This is a genomic window from Streptomyces sp. NBC_01454 (assembly GCF_036227565.1).
Classification (GTDB): domain Bacteria; phylum Actinomycetota; class Actinomycetes; order Streptomycetales; family Streptomycetaceae; genus Streptomyces.
In genome coordinates this window covers 226665-246359 of record NZ_CP109461.1, presented here as the reverse complement: position 1 = coordinate 246359, position 19695 = coordinate 226665, and the positions used below count along the sequence as shown (strand labels likewise).

Sequence of the window (19695 nt, the reverse complement as noted above, 5' to 3'; positions counted from 1 at the left end):
TCGGGAGTTCACATGCCCGTGTGGAGTCTGGTCACCTGCAGTCCTGGGGACCGCAGCCCAGAACCAGGCGAGTCGTTCGTCGCGGTCGCCGATACCGAGGGGGGCGTGTGGCACAACCCGGTCCTGGCGCGCTACCCGGACGTGGGAGCAGCGCTACGTGACTGGGCGGAGCTGGAACCGGTGCTGCGCGACTGGCAGCCCTCGCAGGGGAAGCTCCTGGACGGGGTGCGGCTCCTGACGCCGATCCCCTCCCCCACCAAACTCGTCTGCGCGGGCGCGAACTACAGCGACCATCTCCGGGAGATGGGCGTCGACGAGGTGCCGCCCGGCATGGAGCCGTACTTCTTCCTGCTGCCACCGACCACGATCGTCGGACCCGACGACCTGATCGAGATTCCGGACGGCCCGGGTGCCCGGGTGGACTGGGAGGCCGAGCTGGGCGTCGTTATCGGGCGGCGTACCCATCGTGTGCAGGTGGAGCGGGCCCTGGAGGCGGTCGCGGGTTACACGATCGTCAACGACATCTCGGCACGCGGCCTCCACGCCCGGGAAAACCCCCTGGCTCCACCCTTCGCCTACGACTGGCTGGGGTCCAAGGGACAGGACACCTTCAGCCCGATCGGCCCCGGGGTGACGCCCTCCTGGTTCGTACCCGACCCGCAGTCGCTGCCGATACGCCTGTGGCGCAACGGCGTGCTGGAACAGGACGGCAACACCAGGGACATGATCTTCAGCGTGGCACGGCTCATCGCGGCGGCCAGCTCCCTGATGACCCTCGAGCCCGGAGACGTGCTCGCCACCGGCACCCCCGCCGGGGTCGGCGTCGCGAAGGGTCTCTCGCTGAGTCCCGGCGACGAGCTGCACATCGACATCGAACCACTGGGCTCCCTGCGCAACCACGTAGGGCATGCCGAGGAGCCACCCGCCCCGCAGGCGGCCTGAGAGACCTGGAGCTGGGATGACCTCCACCATGAGCACGAGCTCAGCCGACGTCGCAGCGGACTTCGCGCCGCTGTTCACACCACTGAGCCTGGGCAGGCGCACCGCCCGCAACCGGATCTTCCAGGCCCCCATGTCCGTCGGATACGCCAACCCCGACGGCACGGTGACCGAAAGGGAAATCCAGCACTACGCCCGCCGCGCGCAGGGCGGCACCGGAGTCGTGGTCACAGAGAACTTCGCGATCAGCAGCGCAGGCCGCCAGATGCCGCTGCAGACGTTGGTGAGCGACGAGGACCAGTTGCCCGGACTGCAGCAGTTGGCTGCCGAGATCCGTCGCCACGGCGCCCTCTCGATCGTCCAGATCGTCCATGCCGGCCGGTACGCCGGGCCCTGGGAGGAGTACGAGAGCCGCCGCCGGCTCGCTCCCTCCGCGATCCCCTTCGAACTGACCCGGGGCCGGGTCGTCACACCGCAGGAAATCACGCCTGAGGAGATCGAAGAATCCATTGAGGAGTTCGTGCGTGCCGCGCAACTGTGCGAGCGTGCCGGGTTCGACGGCGTGGACGTACACGCCGCACAGGGCTTCCTCATCTCCGGGTTCCTGTCTCCGCGTACCAATCAGCGCACCGACGAATGGGGCGGCGACTTCGTCGGCCGAACGCGGTTTCTGCTCGAGGTCGTACGCCGTATCGTCGCCAACACCGGCCCGGACTTCGTTGTCGGAGTGCATCTGCTCAGCGACGAGCGGGTCGAGGGTGGATGGAGCCTCGACGACGCCGAGCGGCTGGCTCCGCTGCTGGAGAGCGAAGGCGCAGCATTCCTCTTCGCCATTCCCGCCACGTTCGAGACCATGCGCATGCCTCACAACGCGGGCATGCTGGCCAAGCCGGGCTTCTCGCTCGATGACTCGGCCGCTCTGCAGCGTGCGGTGAGGATCCCGGTCGTCGCCAACGGCGGTCTCGGCGACCCCCGTGAGGCAGTGCGCGCCCTCCAAACGCACCAGGGATCGGCTGTGGGCCTGGCCCGCCCCCTCTTCGTCGACCCCGACTGGCCGACAAGAGTGCAGGCCGGGACCCCCGAGGCCCGACGCACCTGTCCCTGCAACCCGCCCCTGTGCCTGCAGACACAGCTGACCGGAGCCCTCTGCAACCACTGGCCCGAGACCGCTCAAACGCGAGGCTTCTTCGGCTACGACGAAGGGCCCCCCGCATGACGACCTCGGCCGAGGACATCGACGATGCCGCCCGATCAGCAAAAGAACTCTTCGGCACCTCCGGCGAACCAGGCGTCATCCACACGCGCACCGGCTCCCTGCATCACTGCCTCCGGTCCTCGCCGAAAGACACGTGGCACGGCCCGACTGCACCCACTGTCCGGCAGCGTTGTCCGCCCGCGCGAGCGTCATAACGGCGCCTTTGCACTTTCGTTCTCTCAGAGCCGGCAACGCCGCCGGCTGAAAGAGGAGGTCTGATGATCTTCGTAAGCCATACAGTGCCCGTCAACGAGCCGGGAGCCCCCCGCCTCAGCCGTGCGGCGGTGTGGGATGGCTTGGTCCGAAAGGCCAACAATGCCCTCCCGTTCGTTGCCGTGATGAGCGACTGCACCGTGGTTGCCAGGCACGAGGACGGCAGCTTCGACCGCGACATCCGCATCCGGGGCGACGCATTCCGAGAGCGCATCACGCTCGACGAGCCCCACCGGGTGGTGTTCACCCGCCTGTCGGGGCCGGTCCTCGGGACCCTTTCCAACGAGATCGAGTGCGACGGCGACGACATGCAGTTGCGCTTCAGCTTCGCCCTGGCCCTCGTGGGAGTCCCCGGCAGCTCCGAGGCGGAGGAGGCGTTCGCCAAGACCATGACCGACGACTACGCCCGGGCCGTGACCGCCACCAGAGACGCAGTGCGTCGACTCGCGACCGCCGACGCGGCCTGACACCCAACAGCCCGGACGGAGCGACAAAGATGTCTGACGACTCCGACACGATCAGCTGGATCGACTCCTTCTACGCCGACGTCGACGCCCAGGACACGCAGCGCGTCCTCGACCGGTTTGCCCCCGACGGAGAGATCGTCTTCGGCGGCACCCCGCCTGCCATCGGCCATCCCGCCGTGCGCGAAGTGCTGGAAAACCTGCGCGCGGCGCTCACCAAGATGGAACACGAGTGGCGCAACCGCTGGCAGCTCGACCCGACCACCCTCGTACTCGAAGCCCGTGTCCGCTATTTCACTCGAGGCGGCGCCGAGGTGCTTCTCCCGTGCGTCACGGTCATCGAACGCACCTCCGCCGGCCTCATCACCTCGCTGCGGATCCACATTGACGCCGCCGTCCTGTTCGCGACCCTCGACACCGAGTCGGTCATAGCTCCAGCCGAGGACCTGCAAGAGTTACCGGTCAGCTCGCCGGGCGCACGGCCGTCGTCACCATCGGTAGAGCAGGCGCTGGCACTGCTTCCGGCCGGCTGGCCGACGACAGAGTGGGAGCGCTGTGCTCGCGCGCCGGCACGATCGGCGCCGACCGCGAGGAAGCCGGGCCGGACGCAGCGGGCCCGACAAAGCCGTCGGGGCAACGCCACCGGTCCGGCGACCGTCCGGCGCCACGGCACGAGGCCAAGGAGGCAGCGACCCCTCAACACCATATTCGAGTGCTTCTCACGGAGCTGAGTACGCCGGACCGACTCCGGCCCCCACCTCGGAGCGGAGCGGGGAAGCGGGCAGCCGCCCCCTCCCCCGCTCCGCAGGCTCCGGGCACGCCTACGACGACCAGACGGTCTATGGCTTTGTGTCCGGCGCCGCTGCGACCGGCAAGTGACCAAACCGTCCGCCCCTCACCCCGGGGCGGACTGACTGATGAGGGAACGCACCATGCACGTCAGTGGCCTTCTGCATTACGGCCTCCAACTGCCCGACTTGGCCCAGGGCAGGGACTTCTACTCCGACTTCGGCCTGGCCGTGGACGAGCGCGACAACCAACTGGTCGTCCGCTGCGACGGGCGCGGTCAGGACCAGACCCTGCTCGTCGAGGGACACGACAAGCGTCTGCACCATGTCGCCTTCGCGGCGCCGCACGGCTCGCTGCCCCAGCTGCAGCGTCACCTCGAATCCCTCGGCATCGCCCTACAGGACGCACCGACAGGCGGCCTTGAGGGCGGCTTGTGGTTCCGCGACCCGGACGGAAACGCGATCAACGTACGCGAGCAGGAACTGGCGTTGCCACGCGCCGCGGAACCCTTCAAACAGAACATGGCCGGCGACTACCAACGGGTGGACGAGGCCCACTGGCCGACCGCGAATGCCGCACCGCGCCCGCGCCGACTGGGGCACATGCTCATCTTCTCCTCCGATGTGAACCGCTCGCAGGACTTCTACGAGCGCACCCTCGGTCTGAGGCTGTCGGACCGGATCACCGGCAAGGCCGTGTTCATGAACTCGGGCCCCGGCGACCACCACGTCTTCGGGTTCGTCCAGAGCAGCCACCCGGGGTTGCACCACTCCAGCTGGGAGGTCAACAACCTCGACGAACTGGCGATGGGTGCGCAGATCATGGCGGACAAAGGACACACTGTCGGCTGGGGCCTGGGCCGACACACCCTGGGCTCCAACCTGTTCCACTACGTACGGGACCCGTGGGGCAGCTGGATCGAGTACTTCTCCGACATCGACCAGATCACCGAGAACTGGAAGGGGCAGGACTGGGACGTCCCCCCTGCGGTGTGGTGTCCACTGATGCCGGAGGAGTTCATGCAGAACTTCGAGCCGAAGCCGGAGTGACACGCGCAGAACGGTAGAAACAGCCGTAAGGGTGCTGGGGCCGGCCCAATGGACCGGCCCCAGCACCCTTACGGGGAAATCGATGAGCGCTTTCTTCCGCCCGGCTCATTCCCTGCGGTTCAGCTCAGCTCGCCCTGCCTTCTGGACACGGGCGTGAACCGGTCGTTCGTCAGCTCGGCTCCCCCGCGCGTTCTGGTTGTGGCTGCGGGCTCGTCAACTGGTCCGCGACGCAGCGGTGGGGACACAAGCCGACCGGCGCGCCTGAAGCGGCCTCGGGCTTGAGACCGGCAACGAGCCGGACCGTACCAGGCGTTCGCCGGTGACGGGGACACGGCCTTCACGCTGCTTCGTCCGCCCTTGGCCAGGGCGCGGGACCGGCATTCACCAATGCCATCGCCCGGGTCACCGTTTCAGGATCGTGGTCGGGGGCGTGCTCGTGCATGACACGCAGCGCTGTTCGCTCCAGATGGTGTGCCAGACACGACACTGCTGCATCACGATCGTTCGCGATGACTGCTTCCAAGATCGCCGGGTGCTCGATATCGCCGGAAGTAGACCAGCTCTCGGGGTCGAAATTCAGCGCTATTCGGATATAGCGTGCGCTCCGGTCGGAGAGCGCGCGCAGTTGGCGCTGCAACGGTTCACTCGCGCCGGCTGTGAGCAGACCGTGGTATTCACCGTGCGCGACGAACCACGTTTCCGTGTTCTTGGCCCGCGAGGCCGCCTGCATGGCCGTGACGCGCGCTTCGGCCTCTCGTCTCTGTCGCGGCCCGAACCTGTCGAAGGTCATGGTCAGCGCCAGAGTTTCCAGCAGGATGCGTTGCGCGTAGGTGGCGTCCAGCTCGGCCGGATCGATGCCCGCCACGCGCATCCGCTGATTGGGTTCCGCCTCGACGAGGCCCTCCTCTTGCAGCATGCGCAACGCTTCCCGCACCGGTGTGCGGCTTACACCCAGTTGCCGACCGAGTGCTACCTGCGACAGCGTGGTGCCCGGCGGCAGTCGGCCGTCGACGATGCACTCACGCAGGAAGGCGTGCAGGGGGGCGATCGACTGCCGGGTGCCAGGCAGGTTCAACGGCTCGATGCCCGGTATGCGGATTGTCGGCTGAGGCATGACACTCATTATGACGTAGGTGCATACACATTCCGTAGCCGTCAGATGAATCCGTGGTCAGGAGCAGGCATACCTGGGAGCGTCTATCGCTTGACCGAACAGCTTCACTTGGGCTTCGCGGTGTTTCTCACGGCAATGCATCCCTCCCTTGATCGGTGATCTCACCCGCTCCGGCTACCGCACCGGCGCGCGAGACCTGCGCGTCGGGGGTGGCGCTACCGACCCGCTGCCACAGAGCCTCTCGGGTACGGGAAGTCCGCTGGCCGACGGCGTCGCATAAGAGCAGCTTTCCCCGGGCTCACACGTCCCAGTGCCCAGGTGTCCAGATCAACGGGGGAACCTCATCGTGAACAGGGCATCACCGACGGCACTGTGAGAGACACACCTCAAGCCCCCGTGGGCTTCAACCTCTTCGTCAATCCCAACACCGTGCGCTATCGGCTCCGTCGTCTGGAGGAGCTGCCCGGCCGAAGGTCTTGGCTGCGGTCATCAGCCGGTCACGTACGAGGGCCACGTGCGGATTGGTGGAGCCGCCGGGGCGTTGGACGAGGTAGGCGGTTTTGATGGGAGGGTCCTCCGGTTCGTGGAGGAGCTGTAGCGCGCCGGAGGCGAGTTCGGCGCGACACAGGTAGCTGGGTAGCACGCTCCACCCCGCGCCGGCTGTGACGGCGGTGAGGACGCCGCGCAGATCCGGGACCGTCACCGCGGCCTGGGCCTGGAGGCGGGTGCCGAAGACGTGCCGCCAGTAGCGGCGGGCGATCGGCAGGTCTTCGGCGTAGGTGACCAGCGGGAGTTCCTGCAGGGCGTTCGGCAGCTCCTGCCCCGTCAGCTGCTCCGCCCACGGGCGAGCCGCGACCAGGACGAACTCCTCGTCGGCGAGCGGTTCGGCGTGCAGGGAGCGGATGCGGGGGCGCTGGGTGGTGACGAGGAGATCGTGGCGGCCGGCGCGCAGCTCGTCCAGCAGCGGGGCGGTCAGCCCGGTGGTCACCCGCAGCCGGACGCCGTCGGCTGTGAGGGGAGCCAGCACTGCGAGCAGGACGGTGCACAGGAACTCTGCTGGTCCCGCGAGGTACACCGATGCCGCGACGGGGCCGGGCGTCTCGCCGGCGACGTGCGCGAGCTGGTCGAGCGGGGCGGACAGCTGTGCGGCGAACTCGTCCGCGAAGGGGAACGGGGTGACGCTGCGGGCGCGGCGTTCGAACAGCTCGCGGTCGAGACGGTGCTCCAGAGCCTTGATCTGCGTGGTCACGGTCGACTGCGAGAGGCCGAGGTGGTGGGCGGCAGCCGTGAATGAGCCGGAGCGGTGCACCGCCAGGAAGGTGCGCAGCAGGTTCAGGTCCAGCGGTGCCGACCCCGGGACGTCGCGATCGTTCATGGGTCGATTCTATTCCCGGAAAGGCATCGAAATCCCGATACCTGGCATCGATGTGCTCATTGGTCCCGATGCTTGAGAAGGTCTACTTTCGAGACATCAACGCACTGGCGTTCAGAGTGCTGAGCGTGCAGGGCGTGAACCTCGAATCCCGGAGACCACATCATGCCGAAGAAGATCCTTTTCGTGATGACTGGCGTCGACTACTGGACGCTGAACGATGGCACCAAGCACCCCAGCGGATTCTGGGCCGAGGAGGCCGTCGCCCCGTACGAGGCCTTCAAGGCCGCCGGGCACGAGATCGTCGTCGCCACCCCGGGCGGTGTCGTCCCGACCGTGGACGCCATCAGCCTGGCGCCCCAGGTCAACGGCGGCGAGGAGGGAGCGAAGAAGATCGCGGACATCCTGGCCTCGATCACCGAGATCCAGAACCCGATCCGGCTCGAGGACGTGAACCTCGGCGACTACGACGCCGTCTTCTACCCCGGCGGACACGGCCCGATGGAGGACCTGGCTGTCAACGCCGACTCCGGGAAGCTGCTGACCCTGGCGCTGAAGTCCGGCAAGCCGCTAGGCGTCGTCTGCCACGGCCCGGCCGCGCTGCTGGCCGCCGTCGAGGAGGACGGCGCCAACTCCTTCAAGGGCTACCGGGTCGCCGCCTTCACCAACGCGGAGGAGATCCAGGCCGGCCGCGCCGACAAGGCGAAGTGGCTGCTGGAGACCCGCCTTGTCGAGGCCGGCGTGGACGTCCGGGTCGGCGAGCCGTGGGTGTCGAACGTGGTCGTCGACCGCAACCTCGTCACCGGCCAGAACCCCGCGTCCTCCGGCCCGTTGGCCGCGGAGTTGCTCAAGAAGCTGGCCTGACATGCCGCCCGCCGACCGCATCGACGAGGTGCTGGCTACCGCCTGCACCTGCCTGACCAGGTACGGGGTGCGCCGCACCACGATGGACGACATCGCCATCGAGAAGGGCGTGTCGCGGGCGGCGATCTACCCGTACGTGCGCAACAAGGAGGCATCCTTCTGACTGCTTGCCTCCCGGTGAGGTGTGGTTGCAGTACTGGCAGGCACTCGGCCGGGCCCGGGCATCGGCCACCCGCGTTTGTCGGCCTGGAGAGCGCGCCCGAGCCGCGACGGCTCGTGTGTCGCGCCGCCGACGCCCTCCACGCCGGGCTCGCCACCCGCAACTGACCGGCGCCGCACGTTCCCGTTCTGTCCGCCTTTCCCTGACCACGAATCCGAGGTACCTTCATGCCCTTCTCCAGCCGTGAATGGCAGCTCGCCGCCCGTCCGATGGGCGAGCCGACGCCCGCCGACTTCGCCTACACCACCGTCACCGTGCCCGACCCGGGCCCGGGCCAGATCGTGGTCCGCAACACCTGGCTCTCCGTCGACCCCTACATGCGCGGCCGGATGAACGAGGGTCCCTCCTACATCCCGCAGTTCGAACTGGGAGAGACCATGACCGGAAGCGCCGTCGGCGTGGTCGTCGCCTCCGAAACCGAGGCGATCCCGGTCGGCACGCCCGTCTCGCACTTCGCCGGCTGGCGCGAGTACGCGCTGCTCGACGCGGCCGCCGCACAGACGCTCGACACCACCCTCGCCCCGGCCCAGGCCTACCTTGGCGTACTCGGCACCACCGGGCTCACCGCCTACGCCGGCGTCACCGACACCGCGCCGGTGACGGACGGCGATGTCGTCTTCGTCTCCGGGGCAGCGGGCGCGGTCGGCTCCGTCGCCGGACAGATCGCAAGGAAGCTCGGCGCCGCTAAGGTCATCGGCTCCGCCGGCGGCCCGGAGAAGGCCCGCCGCCTGGTCGAGGACTTCGGCTTCGATGCCGCGATCGACTACCGCGAGGGCGACCTGCCCGCGCAGCTCGCCAAGGCCGCCCCCGAAGGCATCGACGTCTACATCGACAACGTCGGCGGCGACCACCTCCAGGCCGCCCTCGGCGCAATGAACCTGCGCGGCCGCGTCGCCCTCATAGGCGCGATCTCCCTGTACAACGCCACCGAACTCCCGCCCGGCCCGAACAACCTGCCGCTGGCAATCGGCAACCGCATCAACCTGCGCGGCATGAACGTCGGCGACCACTTCGACCTGATGCCCGAGTATGTCGGCCAGGCCGCCGCCTGGCTCGCCGACGGCTCCCTGCGCGCCGACGAGACCATCATCGACGGCATCGAGAACACCCTGGCCGCCTTCCTGTCCATGATGCGCGGCGGCAACATCGGGAAGATGCTCGTCCGGCTGAATCACCACTGACGAGCGACCCGAACAACCTCGGCGGCGGGCTCGCCCCTGTGGCAGTCCCGCCGCCGACGCCATCCGCCAGCCGACCAGGACCTGAGACGTCGAAGCCCGGGCCTCCTGAGGCATCCGTCCGGCGGGCACTGTCAACTTGGCTGAGGGGCCGTCTGTGGGACGATCGTCGGGTTGATCGTGGGATGGCCGGGGAGGGACTGTTCGTGGAGTCTGGGGCGCCGTCGTACAAAGGCTTCCGGTACCGGCGGAGATCATCGCGCACTGTGTGTGGCTGTACCACCGCTTCCCGCTCAGTTTCCGTGAGGTCGAGGAGCTCATGCTCGCCCGCGGCGTGATCGTCTCCCACGAGACCATCCGGCAGTGGTGTGCAAAGTTCGGGCCCGACTATGCCCGCGCGCTGCGGCGCCGGCGGCCCGGCCCGGGACAAGTGGCATCTGGACGAGGTCTTCGTCACGATCGGCGGCGAGCGGAAGTACCTGTGGCGGGCGGTCGACCAGGACGGCAACGTGCTGGACATCCTCGTGCAGAGCCGCCGGGACAAGACCGCGGCCAGGCTCTTCTTCCGCAAGCTGCTGAAGAAACAGTCCCGCACACCGCGGGTGGTGGTCACCGACAGACTCCGCTCCTATGGTGCGGCCCACCGCGAGGTCATGCCCTCCGTGGAACACAGTCGAAATGCCTCAACAACCGGGCCGAGAACAGCCACCAGCCCACCAGGCAACGGGAACACGCGATGAAAGGCTTCCACTCCGCCGGCGGAGCACAACGGTTCCTGGCGGTATTCAGCACGGTCACTCCGCACTTCAGACCCCGCCGCCACCGACTACCGCACCGAAATGCGCCACCGCTTCACCGTCTGGAGGCAGATCATCGGGACCACCGGCCTGCCCACCCCACCCTGAACACCCAGCCGACATCCAGTCCCACTATGCCCTGACACACCCTCACCCAGCGTCTCGGTCAACAAGTTGACAACTCCGTTACTGGGGAATCAGCTAGCGCAGCGGCAGTACCTCAACACATGTTCGCCGTGGGGAGGTTCGCTCATCGGGGCGCGACCTGGTGCACTGCGACACGGTCGAGCCGACTTGAACGCCGCAGACTAGGCCCTGGCTTGCAGCCAGGGCCTAGTACTCTAGGTCGTGTCTTCAAATGATCTTGAGTAGTGGATCATGGTTGGGTGATACGTCGCCATGAACTGTCCGATGCCGAGTGGGAGTTCGTCCGGCCGCTGCTGCCCGCGTCCTTGCGGGGGCGGAAGAGGTTGGACGACCGAAGGATCCTCAACGGGATCGTGTGGAAGTTCCGCACCGGGACGGCCTGGCGGGATGTGCCCGAGCGGTACGGGCCGTGGGCCACGCTGCACACCCGCTTCCGCCGGTGGGCGGCGGACGGCACCTTCGAGCGGATGCTCAAGACCGCCCAGGCGCAGGCGGACGCAGTGGGGCATGTCGACTGGCTGGTGTCGGTCGACTCCACCGTCGTCCGCGCTCACCAGCACGCCGCTGGGGCCCGAAAAGGGGGCTTCGCAGCCCCGGCCTCGGACGCTCCCGAGGCGGCCTGACCAGCAAGATTCATCTCGCCTGCGACGCCTTCGGCCGCCCGCTCGCGTTCACCGTGACGGGCGGCAACACCAACGACTGCACCCAGTTCACCGCCGTGATGGAAGCGATACGGGTGCCCCGTATCGGCCCGGGACGGCCCCGCGTGCGGCCCGCCCATGTGCTGGGCGACAAGGGCTACAGTTCCAAAGCCATCCGCACCTGGCTGCGACGGCGCGGCATCGGCCACACCATCCCCGAGCGGGCCGACCAGATCCGCAACCGGCTCCGGCGCGGCAGCCACGGCGGGCGCCCGCCGGCCTTCGACAAGCAGCTCTACAAGCGTCGCAACGTCGTGGAACGGTGCTTCAACCGCCTGAAGCAGTGGCGAGGCATCGCGACCCGGTACGACAAGACCGCCGAGTCCTACCAAGCAGCCGTCACCCTCGCATCGCTCCTGATGTGGGCGTGACATTTGACGACAACTCCTAGTAGGGCTTGGTCATGTTGGTGCGGGGTCTGGCATGTCGCGGTGACAGGTGGGACAGGCGCCGGTCCAGATCACGAGGAGTATCTGCAGCTCGCGAACGATTCGGTAGAGGCTCAGGCCGACGCCGTCTCTTTTGGGGATCGGCTCAGTCGCTGAAGGGTGCAGAAGGCGTGCGCGACCGAGACGAGGGTGACGTGGTGGTGCCAGCCTGGCCAGGTTCGGCCTTCGAAGTGGGCCAGGCCCAGGGCCTGTTTCATCTCGCGGTAGTCGTTCTCGATGCGCCAGCGGAGCTTCGCGGTGCGCACGAGGACGGGCAACGAGGTGGTCTCAGGCAGGTTGGAGAGCCAGAACTGCACGGGCTCGTCCTGGTTGGCGGGCCATTCGGCCAGCAGCCAGCGGACCGGAAGCTCGGTGGCGGCTGTGGCCTTGCGGATCTCACGTCCGGCGGGCCGGACCCGCAGGGCCACGAAGCGCGAGTACATGCGCTTGTGTCCGCTGCGGCCACTGCCGGGCCGCGATCCCTCCCTCCACTGCACCGGCCGCGCGGAAGATTTACCGGCCGCGATGACCAGGCTCTTCACCCTCTGTGCTGGCTCGGGGTAGGCAGGAGCCGGCCGTCGGCCCCGGTCGGGGAAGGCCGGGGTGCACGGCTGCGCGTCCTCGGGTTGCGCGGTGGTCGTGGTCGAGATGCCCACCACGTAGTCGAGGCCGCGTTCTTCCAGACCGAGCCGGAAGGCGGCGGTGTCCCCGTAGCCGCCGTCGGCGATGACCTGGGGCACCTCGATGCCCCAGGACCGCGTCTCGTCGATCATGTCGAGGGCCAGCTGCCACTTCTCGACATGGCCGACCTGGGCGGGGATAGCGCACTTGTCACGACGGGCCACCTTGGCCGGATCGGCCTTCGGTGAGGCGGGATCCCAGCTCCCGGGCAGGAACAGACGCCAGTTCACCGCCGCCGAGGCGCCGTTGGAAGCCAGGTGCAGCGAGACCCCGGCCTGGCAGTTGGTGACCTTGCCCGCGGTGCCGGTGTACTGCCTGGTCACGCACGCGGACGCGTCCCCGTCCTTGAGGAACCCGGTGTCATCGATGATCAACGCGGTGGGTTTGACGACCGGCTGCATACGCCAGGCCAGACGGGCCCGCACATGCGCCGCATCCCACGGGCTGGAGGTGACGAAGTGGGCCAGGGCCTGCCGGTTCCCGTCCTCGCCCAGGCGGGCGGCCATCGGCTCCACCGACTTGCGCCCGCCGTCCAGCAGCAGGCCCCGCAGATAGACCCCGCCCCACCGTCGCTGATCCGCCCGCGCGAACGGCTCGAACATCTCCGCCGCGAAGTCCTCCAGATCACACCGGACCGCAGCCAACTCCCCACTCAGCACACACGGTCAACGACACGACCGATCAAGAAGACACGCCATCAAGGACCGCACATGACCAAGCCCTACTAGTACCCCGCCGCAGCCCGGACACGACAACTCGCCCTCGACCAGGCGCCGTTCGACAACCGAAGTTGCCACCTCTACCGTGACCAAAGCGCCCTCCGTTGGCGCTCGCACGGCCCTCCCGGACGCCGCCAAACGAGCGGGAGGGCCGTGATCATGTTCAGGACATGATCACGGTGCCGCCCAGCACCCAGAAGATCAATTACCTTCTTGTGAACTCTTCCTCATCAACATCACCAATGGCACAACACTGCCCGTTCGTCAGCATGTTGAGTGGCTATCTACAGGGTTCAGGTCCGGTGCATACGCCGGGAGCCGGAAGACGGTGAGCCAGGAACGGGTGGCGATCAGCTCGCGCATCGCGTGGTCGGTGTGGGCGGTGGCGTTGTCCCACACCAGCACGATCGGGCCGCCGAGCTGTTGGTGCGCGGCGTCCAGCAGACGGGCGAGATCGTTCTCGCGGAAGCCCTTCTTCTCGTCCTTACGGCTGTGGTGGACGATCATCCGGTAGATCAGCCGGGCATGCGGGGTGCCGGGCCGGGTGCACACCAGCCCGGTCAGGGACACGCGTCCGGAGCCTTTCCCGGACCTGGGGAGAGGGGAACGCTCCACCCTGCTGCACTCTTGCGGTTCGTTCCCCGTGTCTGCTCAGGGAAGTGCCTGTTCGCACCAGATGACCTTGCCGCGGGGAGTCTGGCGTGTGCCCCAGCGCTGCGTGAGCTGGGCGACAAGCATCAGACCCCGGCCGCCTTCGTCGAACACACGGGCTGTGCGCAGGTGCGGCGCGGTAGCGCTGCCGTCGAAGACCTCGCAGACCAACGTACGATCGCGGATGAGCCGCAGCTCGATCGGGGCACATCCGTACCGGACGGCGTTGGTGACCAGCTCACTGACCACCAACTCGGTGGTGAAGCCTGCTTCTTCCAGATCCCACTGGCGCAGACGGCGGATGACCTGCCTACGGATCTCAGGCACTGCTTCGAAGGCGGCGGGCACGTTCCACGACGCAACCTGGTCGGAGTCAAGGCGCTGGACCCGGGCGAGCAGCAGGGTGGCGTCGTCAGCCGGGTAGTCAGGGAGTAGTGCGCCGACCACCTGGGCGCACTGAGCATCCGGCGAGATCGCCTCGCCCGAGAGGTTTTGCAGCAGGCTTGTGAGCCCTTCGTCCATGTCATGCCGCCGGGAGTCGATCAGGCCATCTGTGTGGAGCGCGAGCAGGCTGTCCTCGGGCAGCTCGACTTCCAGCGACTCGAACGGCAGTCCGCCCAGGCCCAGGGGAGGGCCGGCGGGCAGTTCCAGCAAGGACGCTGTCCCGTCCGGCTGTACCACTGCTGGGTGGAGGTGTCCTGCACGGGCGAGGCAGCACAGGCCCGACACCGGATCATATACGGCGTACAGGCAGGTGGCGCCGGCCAACTCCGGCGCGATCGACTCCGCTCCCGTCTCGGACTCGGATGCCAGTCGGATGACGAAGTCGTCGAGCCGGGTCATCAGTTCGTCCGGCGCCAGGTCTACGTCCGCGAGGGCCCGCACGGCGCTGCGCAGCTGACCCATGGTGGCAGACGCGTGGAGACCGTGGCCGACCACGTCGCCAACGACGAGCGCCACCCGTGCCCCGGACAGTGGGATCACATCGAACCAGTCCCCGCCCACCCCGAACGCCGGGGCGCCCGGAAGGTAGCGGAAGGCGGCCCGAACGGCGGACTGCTCCGGCAGCCGCTGGGGCATCAGGCTCCGCTGCAACGTAAGAGCCGCCAGGTGCTCACGGGTATAACGCCGGGCATTGTCCAGGCAGACGGCGGCCCGCGCCACCAGATCCTCGGCGAGGGAGAGGTCCTCGCCCTCGAAGAACTCGCAATGACGCGAGCGGACGAAGCCCACCACACCCAGCGTCGCGCCCCGCGCGGTCACCGGCACGAAGATCCAGGAGTGGAATCCGTACTCCTCGTTCTTGGCCTGGCGCACGGGATCCTCCCGCACCCAGGAGTTCGCATGGCGCGCCGTCCGATACAGCACGGAACGCCCGGTCGCCAGGCAGCGGGCCTGTGGCGAGTTCGCCGTGTAGTAGTCCGCCTCCCCCACCGCGACCACTGCTTCGGGCTCGCCGTCCCGAACGGAACGATGAGCCACTCTGCGCAACACAGCCCCGATGACCGGCACCAGCGGCGGCTCCTCGCCACTGAGCAGCCCTTCTACCAGGTCGACGCTCACGAAGTCGGCCAGCCGCGGCACTGCAAGATCGGCCAGTTCCTGTCCGGTGCGCATCACATCCAGGGTGCTGCCGATGGCCCTGCTGGCCTCGTCCAGCAGGGCCAGCCGCTCCTGGGCGCGGTACTGCTCGGTCGAATCGATCACTGTGGCGCACACACCGGCAATCTGCCCGGACTCGTCACGCAGCGGGGAGGCAGACGAAATGAAGCACCTGTCGTGGTCGGGGTCACCTTTGGTTCGGCCTCGGACGAGGAAGCCTTCCTCACGCCGCCCCGTCTCGAGTACCCGGCGCATACGCGCCTCCCACTCCAGGGCGTCGCCCCCGGCCAGGACCGCGGACAGGCCCTGGCCGATCCTCTCCTCATCGGGCACGCCGGTCAGCCGCCGCATGGCATCGTTCAGCTGGACGCAGCGCATCCCGGTGTCGTAGACCGCAACGGCGACGGGATTATCCGTCAGCACCCAGTCCGCCAGGACCTGCTCCGTAGGGAGGGCCTCACCGGGTTCCCGAAACAGTAGCCAGAGCGACCCTGAGCCATTTCCGAGCCGGTAGGCCGAGACCGGCACCTGCAGGCACTGCCCTTCCCGGTGCCGGACCTCAAGCACGCCACGCCACTCGTCCGGGCACGTCAGCCATTGGGACTGGGTCCCCAGTAGACCGTCCAGCGAGCGGCCGACGGCCTCCGCAGTCTCGTGGCCGACCAGCAGGGCCGCGTCGGCGCTCCACGCAACCACACGACCACCCGCGTCGATCACAGCCAGTGGCGTGCCCGGACTCCCGCCGCTCCGGTCACTTTCACCGCACGGCGCGACACGATCCGCCATGGTCTCGAGAATGCCCCAGCGCTGGACAGCAATCAAGGGACGTTCGTCCCCCTGGGCACCGCCGGTCGACCCGACCGCGTGGGTAGCGGGTACCGGGCAGCCGGACCCCAAGGAAACCGCTGGTAGATGGCCATTTTGGGGCTCTGGGGAGGGCTAGTAGACAGTTGCGGCTTAGCTTTGCTGTGTTGTCGGGTAGAGGTGGCGTAGTTTCACGCGGGCGTCGGTGGTGGTGAAGTGCCAGTCGACCTGGCGCTGGTCGCGGTTGGTCTGTTGCTGCCAGGCGGTGAGTTCGGCGTTGAGTACGACGATGTCGTCGATGCGGCGGTCCAGGCACTGGCGGGTGAGCGCGGACAGCTCGATCTCGGCGATGTTGAGCCAGGATCCGTGCTTGGGGGTGTGGTGGATTTCCAGGCGCTGGGCCAGCGCGAAGGCCTTCTTCGGATCGAACGCCTCGTAGAGCGAGGCGGTGGTGTGGGTGTTGAGGTTGTCCATCACCAGCACGACCTTGTCGGCGTCGGGGTAGTCCACGTTCAGCAGGTGTTCGACCTGGCGTGCCCAGTCGATTTTGGTGCGGCGCGGCTGGCCGTCCACGCGCCGCCAGCCACGCAGCGGCTCGGTCCAGCAGAAGATCGAACAGGTGCCGGCCCGGACGTACTCGCCGTCTTCGCGGCGGTCGCAGCCGGGTCGGGCGGGGATCGGATCGCGGGTGTGGCCGAGCAGCTGGTAGGGCTTTTCGTCCATGCACACCACAGGGCGTGCCGGGTCGTAGGGGCGGCGGTAGACCTCGAGGACGTCCTCCATCGCCGCGGCGAAGGCCGCGTTCGCGCGGGGCGGGATGACCCAGCACTGCTTCACATGAGGGCGAAGTTCCGTTTTTTAACACCCGTCCGATCGTGGTGTGGTCCAGGTTCGGGATGTCCTCGATCAGAGCGATGTGCTTCTCCAGCAGGCGCAACGACCACCGGGCGCGGCCCTTCGGCGGCGTCGAGCAGGCCAGCGCGATCAGCCTGGCCTCGACTTCACCGGTCACCGGGGAAGGCACCGGAGGTAAGGGGCGCTTCTTGCGGCCGACGGTCGACCACACATCCCCGCCGGTCTCCGTGAACCGCATCGAGACCAGGCGCACCGTCTCACACGAGACCCCGGCCCGGTCCGCGACCACCACCCGGGAGGGGACCTCGCCAGCAGCGGCATCCAGGGCGAGCAGCACCCGCGCCCGCCTGATCATCGACGCACTGTGCACCCCCGTAGTGGTCACCCGCACCAGCGCCTTGCGATCCTCCGCGCCCAAGGCGACCGGATACTTCTTCTGTGACGGCATGGCACCCCTGTCCGATGGAAAGCAACCCACAGGGACAGACTGCCCGACAGCAAGAATTAGCCGCAACTGTCTACTAGTTCGAAGTCAAGGGTGAGCTGACGAGTCGCAGAACGGGGCAGGTTGGGTGATCTCGCCAAGTCCTATGCGACTCACACCAGTTGCCAGCGAGCTGGAGCAGGTCCAGGTCGCCTGTTCCTCCAGGGCGGAACGCCCCACCCCACCGCCGGCCGTGGCGCCCCTGGATCTCGGGGCTGACGACCAAGGCCTCCGGCGGATGTGCTGACGAGGACGACGGGTAGGGGCCTGACGACGGGGGCTCAGCAACTGGAAGGAGCTGGCCATGAGCGACCCCATCACGACGGCAGAAGGCGCCAGCCAGGAGTCCCCGTCGACCCCGGCCCTGGCGGTGCTGCCTCAGGACTGCGCCCCCCGGCGCGTGCCCCCTCCGACGCCCGAGCTCACAAAGGCGCTCCTGACGCGCCTTGACACTCTGGAGCAGGGAACGCACGAGTACCAGTACGTGCGCAACACTCTGATCGAGACGAACCTGTCCTTAGTGCGCTACGCTGCCCGGCGCTTCTCCAGCCGTGGGGAGACGACCCAGGACATGTTGCAGGTCGGCACCATCGGACTGATCAAGGCCATCGACCGCTACGACGTCTCACGCGGGGCGGCGTTCACGACGCTAGCCGTCCCCTACATCCAGGGGGAGATCAAGCGGTTCTTCCGTGACACCACCTGGTCGGTCAGTGTGCCCCGGCGCCTGCAGGAACTGCGCATCGGCCTTGCCCAAGCCCGCGAACAGCTCGAAGCGCAAGGGATCCAAGAGCCTTCCGCCGCCGAACTCGCCGCCTACCTCGATATGCAAGAGGTGGCGGAAGGGCTCATGGCCTCCAACGGCTACGACAGCGTCTCCATCGACCGGCCCCTCCAAGCCGTCGGCGCCATGCGACAAACCGGCTTCGTCGCCGACCTCATCGGCTCCGAGGACCCCGCCCTCGACCTGGCCGAAGACCTCCAGGCCCTCAAGCCGCACCTGGCCGAACCCGACGACCGCGACCGCACCCTCCTCGAACTGCGCTTCGGCGCCGAGATGACCCAGGCCCAGATCGGCAAAGAACTCGGTCTCTCCCAGATGCACGTCTCCCGCCTCCTCACCCGCCTCTGCACACGCCTGCGGGAGAAGATGCTGGTCACTGACTGGCCGCCCAGCCTCCCCCTGCGCGCCGTTGCCGCTCCCCCGCGAAGCGGCAACGGCGCTCAACGTGCCTCTCCAGGCGAGAGCAACCGTGCGGTTCAGCGTCCGACGGCTCGGCGCAGTTGGGCCTTGTTCATGCTGGAGCGGCCGTCGATGTTCTTCCTCTTGGCCTCTGCGTAGAGCTGATCTCTGGTCGGGCCGCCGGCCCCTTGGTGGGAGCGTTCGCCGCCGCGCTGGGAGGAAGATTTCGGGTCGCGAGTAGAGGCCTTGCTGGCGGTTTTGGCTTCGCCGGAGCGGGCGCGCTCCTTGTTCACCGTGCGGGCGGCGATCTCCTTGGCCCGCTTCTGCGAGGATCCACGCTCCTCGGCCTGTTCCCTAATGTGCTCGTACTGCCGTTCACGTTTCCTGCTAGATCCTGCCGGCACAGCTGCTCACCCTCTCTTCGTCGTTCCCGGCGGCCTCGCCGCGGCTACACACCAGTCCACGTCCGGCGGGCCGGCACCGCCACCCGGGCGGCGCCGGATGGCGTCAGCCAGTGGAGAGGCTTGGAGGAGTCACAACCCGCGGAGCGGGCAGGGCGCGCTCGCCATCGGCGAGAGCCACCGTGCCGACCACGCGGTGGCCCTCGACGTCCCAGAGTCGGCGGTCATCTACCGCGGCCGGAGACGTAATCGCGCACCCGGTCCACCAGCCCCAGGCCCGGAGCGAGCAGCTTGTTGACCGGCGGCGTGCTCGGAGCGCCCGGGTGCGGGCGGGTGGGTGCGCTCTTCTTCGCCTGGCGGACCTTGTCGCCCAGCTGCTCCAGCACGTAGGGGTTCACGCCCTTGCGAAGCTGAGTGAAGAGGTCGTTCTCCTCCGCACGGATGTGGGCTGCCACCTCGGTGCGGAGCTTTACCATCAACCGGTCGAAGTCGAGATCATCGACATTGCGCTTTTGAAGATCGTCGAGGAGCTTCTCGACGCGGAAGTGGTCGGCGAGCTCCTTGTCCGCCAGCGTGTCACCCCTCTCCAGATGCTCACGCACCGCGGGATAGAGATACTCCTCCTCGGCAACGGAGTGCCGCACCAGCTCGATCGTCAGAGCATCCACCAGACGCTTACGGTCCGCGCTCCCGGGGGGAGCGTTCTCGAACTGTGCGAAGAGCTCTTCGACCTCCCGATGGTCGGTGGTCAGCTCCGCGATCACATCGCCGCCGTGTCCCACAAC

General features: G+C 67.9%; 16 protein-coding genes and 4 pseudogenes. 11 read left to right on the top strand and 9 right to left on the bottom strand.

Translation table 11 applies throughout. The features are described 5' to 3' along the window. The first annotated feature begins 12 nt into the window (after window positions 1–12). The 5 genes from OIU81_RS37815 (at window position 13) to OIU81_RS37795 (ending at window position 4709) form a co-directional block, all read left to right on the top strand. A complete protein-coding gene (locus tag OIU81_RS37815) occupies window positions 13–942 on the top strand; it encodes a fumarylacetoacetate hydrolase family protein (protein ID WP_329142598.1) in 930 nt (309 codons plus the stop codon). A 28-nt stretch (window positions 943–970) separates the two neighbouring features. After that, a complete protein-coding gene (locus OIU81_RS37810) occupies window positions 971–2155 on the top strand; it encodes an NADH:flavin oxidoreductase (protein ID WP_329142599.1) in 1185 nt (394 codons plus the stop codon). Window positions 2156–2412: 257 nt separating this feature from the next. Continuing rightward, window positions 2413–2874 carry an SRPBCC family protein gene (locus OIU81_RS37805; RefSeq protein ID WP_329142600.1) on the top strand — a complete coding sequence of 154 codons (462 nt, stop codon included), beginning with the start codon at window positions 2413–2415 and terminating at the stop codon, window positions 2872–2874. Between the two features lie 29 nt (window positions 2875–2903). Beyond that, entirely contained in the window at window positions 2904–3602 is a 699-nt protein-coding gene (locus OIU81_RS37800; RefSeq protein WP_329142601.1) for a nuclear transport factor 2 family protein, read from the top strand. A 201-nt stretch (window positions 3603–3803) separates the two neighbouring features. Beyond that, window positions 3804–4709, top strand: a complete 906-nt coding sequence (locus OIU81_RS37795; protein ID WP_329142602.1) for a VOC family protein — start codon at window positions 3804–3806, stop codon at window positions 4707–4709. A 337-nt stretch (window positions 4710–5046) separates the two neighbouring features. Here the strand turns inward: OIU81_RS37795 and OIU81_RS37790 are convergent, their stop codons facing one another. Together OIU81_RS37790 and OIU81_RS37785 are read right to left on the bottom strand one after the other, a co-directional pair. Continuing rightward, window positions 5047–5823 (bottom strand): GntR family transcriptional regulator, encoded by a 777-nt coding sequence (locus OIU81_RS37790; RefSeq protein WP_329142603.1) that lies wholly within the window; start codon window positions 5821–5823, stop codon window positions 5047–5049. 415 nt (window positions 5824–6238) lie between these two features. Beyond that, window positions 6239–7198 (bottom strand): LysR family transcriptional regulator, encoded by a 960-nt coding sequence (locus OIU81_RS37785; protein WP_329142604.1) that lies wholly within the window; start codon window positions 7196–7198, stop codon window positions 6239–6241. Window positions 7199–7360: 162 nt separating this feature from the next. Here OIU81_RS37785 and OIU81_RS37780 point away from each other — a divergent pair, with 162 nt between their 5' ends. The 5 genes and pseudogenes from OIU81_RS37780 (at window position 7361) to OIU81_RS37760 (ending at window position 11473) form a co-directional block, all read left to right on the top strand. Then, window positions 7361–8059, top strand: a complete 699-nt coding sequence (locus tag OIU81_RS37780; RefSeq protein WP_329142605.1) for a type 1 glutamine amidotransferase domain-containing protein — start codon at window positions 7361–7363, stop codon at window positions 8057–8059. 1 nt (window position 8060) lies between these two features. Then, window positions 8061–8219, top strand: a pseudogene (locus tag OIU81_RS37775) (TetR/AcrR family transcriptional regulator); the annotation flags it as partial. Window positions 8220–8446: 227 nt separating this feature from the next. Then, on the top strand, window positions 8447–9460 hold the full coding sequence (locus OIU81_RS37770; protein ID WP_329142607.1) for an NADP-dependent oxidoreductase: 1014 nt from the start codon (window positions 8447–8449) through the stop codon (window positions 9458–9460). A gap of 182 nt (window positions 9461–9642) precedes the next feature. Continuing rightward, window positions 9643–10397: pseudogene (locus OIU81_RS37765) on the top strand (IS6 family transposase). A gap of 246 nt (window positions 10398–10643) precedes the next feature. Further along, a protein-coding gene (locus OIU81_RS37760; protein WP_443074114.1) for an IS5 family transposase occupies window positions 10644–11473 on the top strand; the annotation gives its coding sequence in 2 pieces (ribosomal slippage) (window positions 10644–10980 and window positions 10980–11473; 831 coding nt in all). Between the two features lie 131 nt (window positions 11474–11604). Here the strand turns inward: OIU81_RS37760 and OIU81_RS37755 are convergent. The 5 genes and pseudogenes from OIU81_RS37755 to OIU81_RS37730 form a co-directional block, all read right to left on the bottom strand. Further along, window positions 11605–12870, bottom strand: a complete 1266-nt coding sequence (locus OIU81_RS37755; protein ID WP_443073911.1) for an IS701 family transposase — start codon at window positions 12868–12870, stop codon at window positions 11605–11607. Window positions 12871–13212: 342 nt separating this feature from the next. Then, window positions 13213–13512 (bottom strand): annotated as a pseudogene (locus OIU81_RS37745) (transposase); the annotation flags it as partial. Window positions 13513–13581: 69 nt separating this feature from the next. Beyond that, on the bottom strand, window positions 13582–15879 hold the full coding sequence (locus OIU81_RS37740) for a SpoIIE family protein phosphatase (protein WP_329332011.1): 2298 nt from the start codon (window positions 15877–15879) through the stop codon (window positions 13582–13584). 261 nt (window positions 15880–16140) lie between these two features. Beyond that, window positions 16141–16824 carry an IS630 family transposase gene (locus tag OIU81_RS37735; RefSeq protein WP_329332009.1) on the bottom strand — a complete coding sequence of 228 codons (684 nt, stop codon included), beginning with the start codon at window positions 16822–16824 and terminating at the stop codon, window positions 16141–16143. An 82-nt stretch (window positions 16825–16906) separates the two neighbouring features. Continuing rightward, window positions 16907–17080: pseudogene (locus tag OIU81_RS37730) on the bottom strand (helix-turn-helix domain-containing protein); the annotation flags it as partial. 550 nt (window positions 17081–17630) lie between these two features. Here OIU81_RS37730 and OIU81_RS37725 point away from each other — a divergent pair. Next, window positions 17631–18668, top strand: coding sequence for a SigB/SigF/SigG family RNA polymerase sigma factor (locus OIU81_RS37725; RefSeq protein WP_443073905.1), 1038 nt, complete (start codon window positions 17631–17633; stop codon window positions 18666–18668). On the opposite strand, the gene OIU81_RS37720 is transcribed toward OIU81_RS37725, so the two are convergent. Both OIU81_RS37720 and OIU81_RS37715 read right to left on the bottom strand, forming a co-directional pair. Beyond that, window positions 18587–18913: a plasmid stabilization protein gene (locus OIU81_RS37720; protein ID WP_329142610.1), complete on the bottom strand. Its 327-nt coding sequence runs from the start codon at window positions 18911–18913 to the stop codon at window positions 18587–18589. The two genes, OIU81_RS37725 and OIU81_RS37720, sit on opposite strands and share 82 nt — an antisense overlap. Window positions 18914–19134: 221 nt before the next feature. Beyond that, window positions 19135–19692, bottom strand: a complete 558-nt coding sequence (locus tag OIU81_RS37715; protein ID WP_329142611.1) for a hemerythrin domain-containing protein — start codon at window positions 19690–19692, stop codon at window positions 19135–19137. Between the last annotated feature and the right edge of the window lie 3 nt (window positions 19693–19695).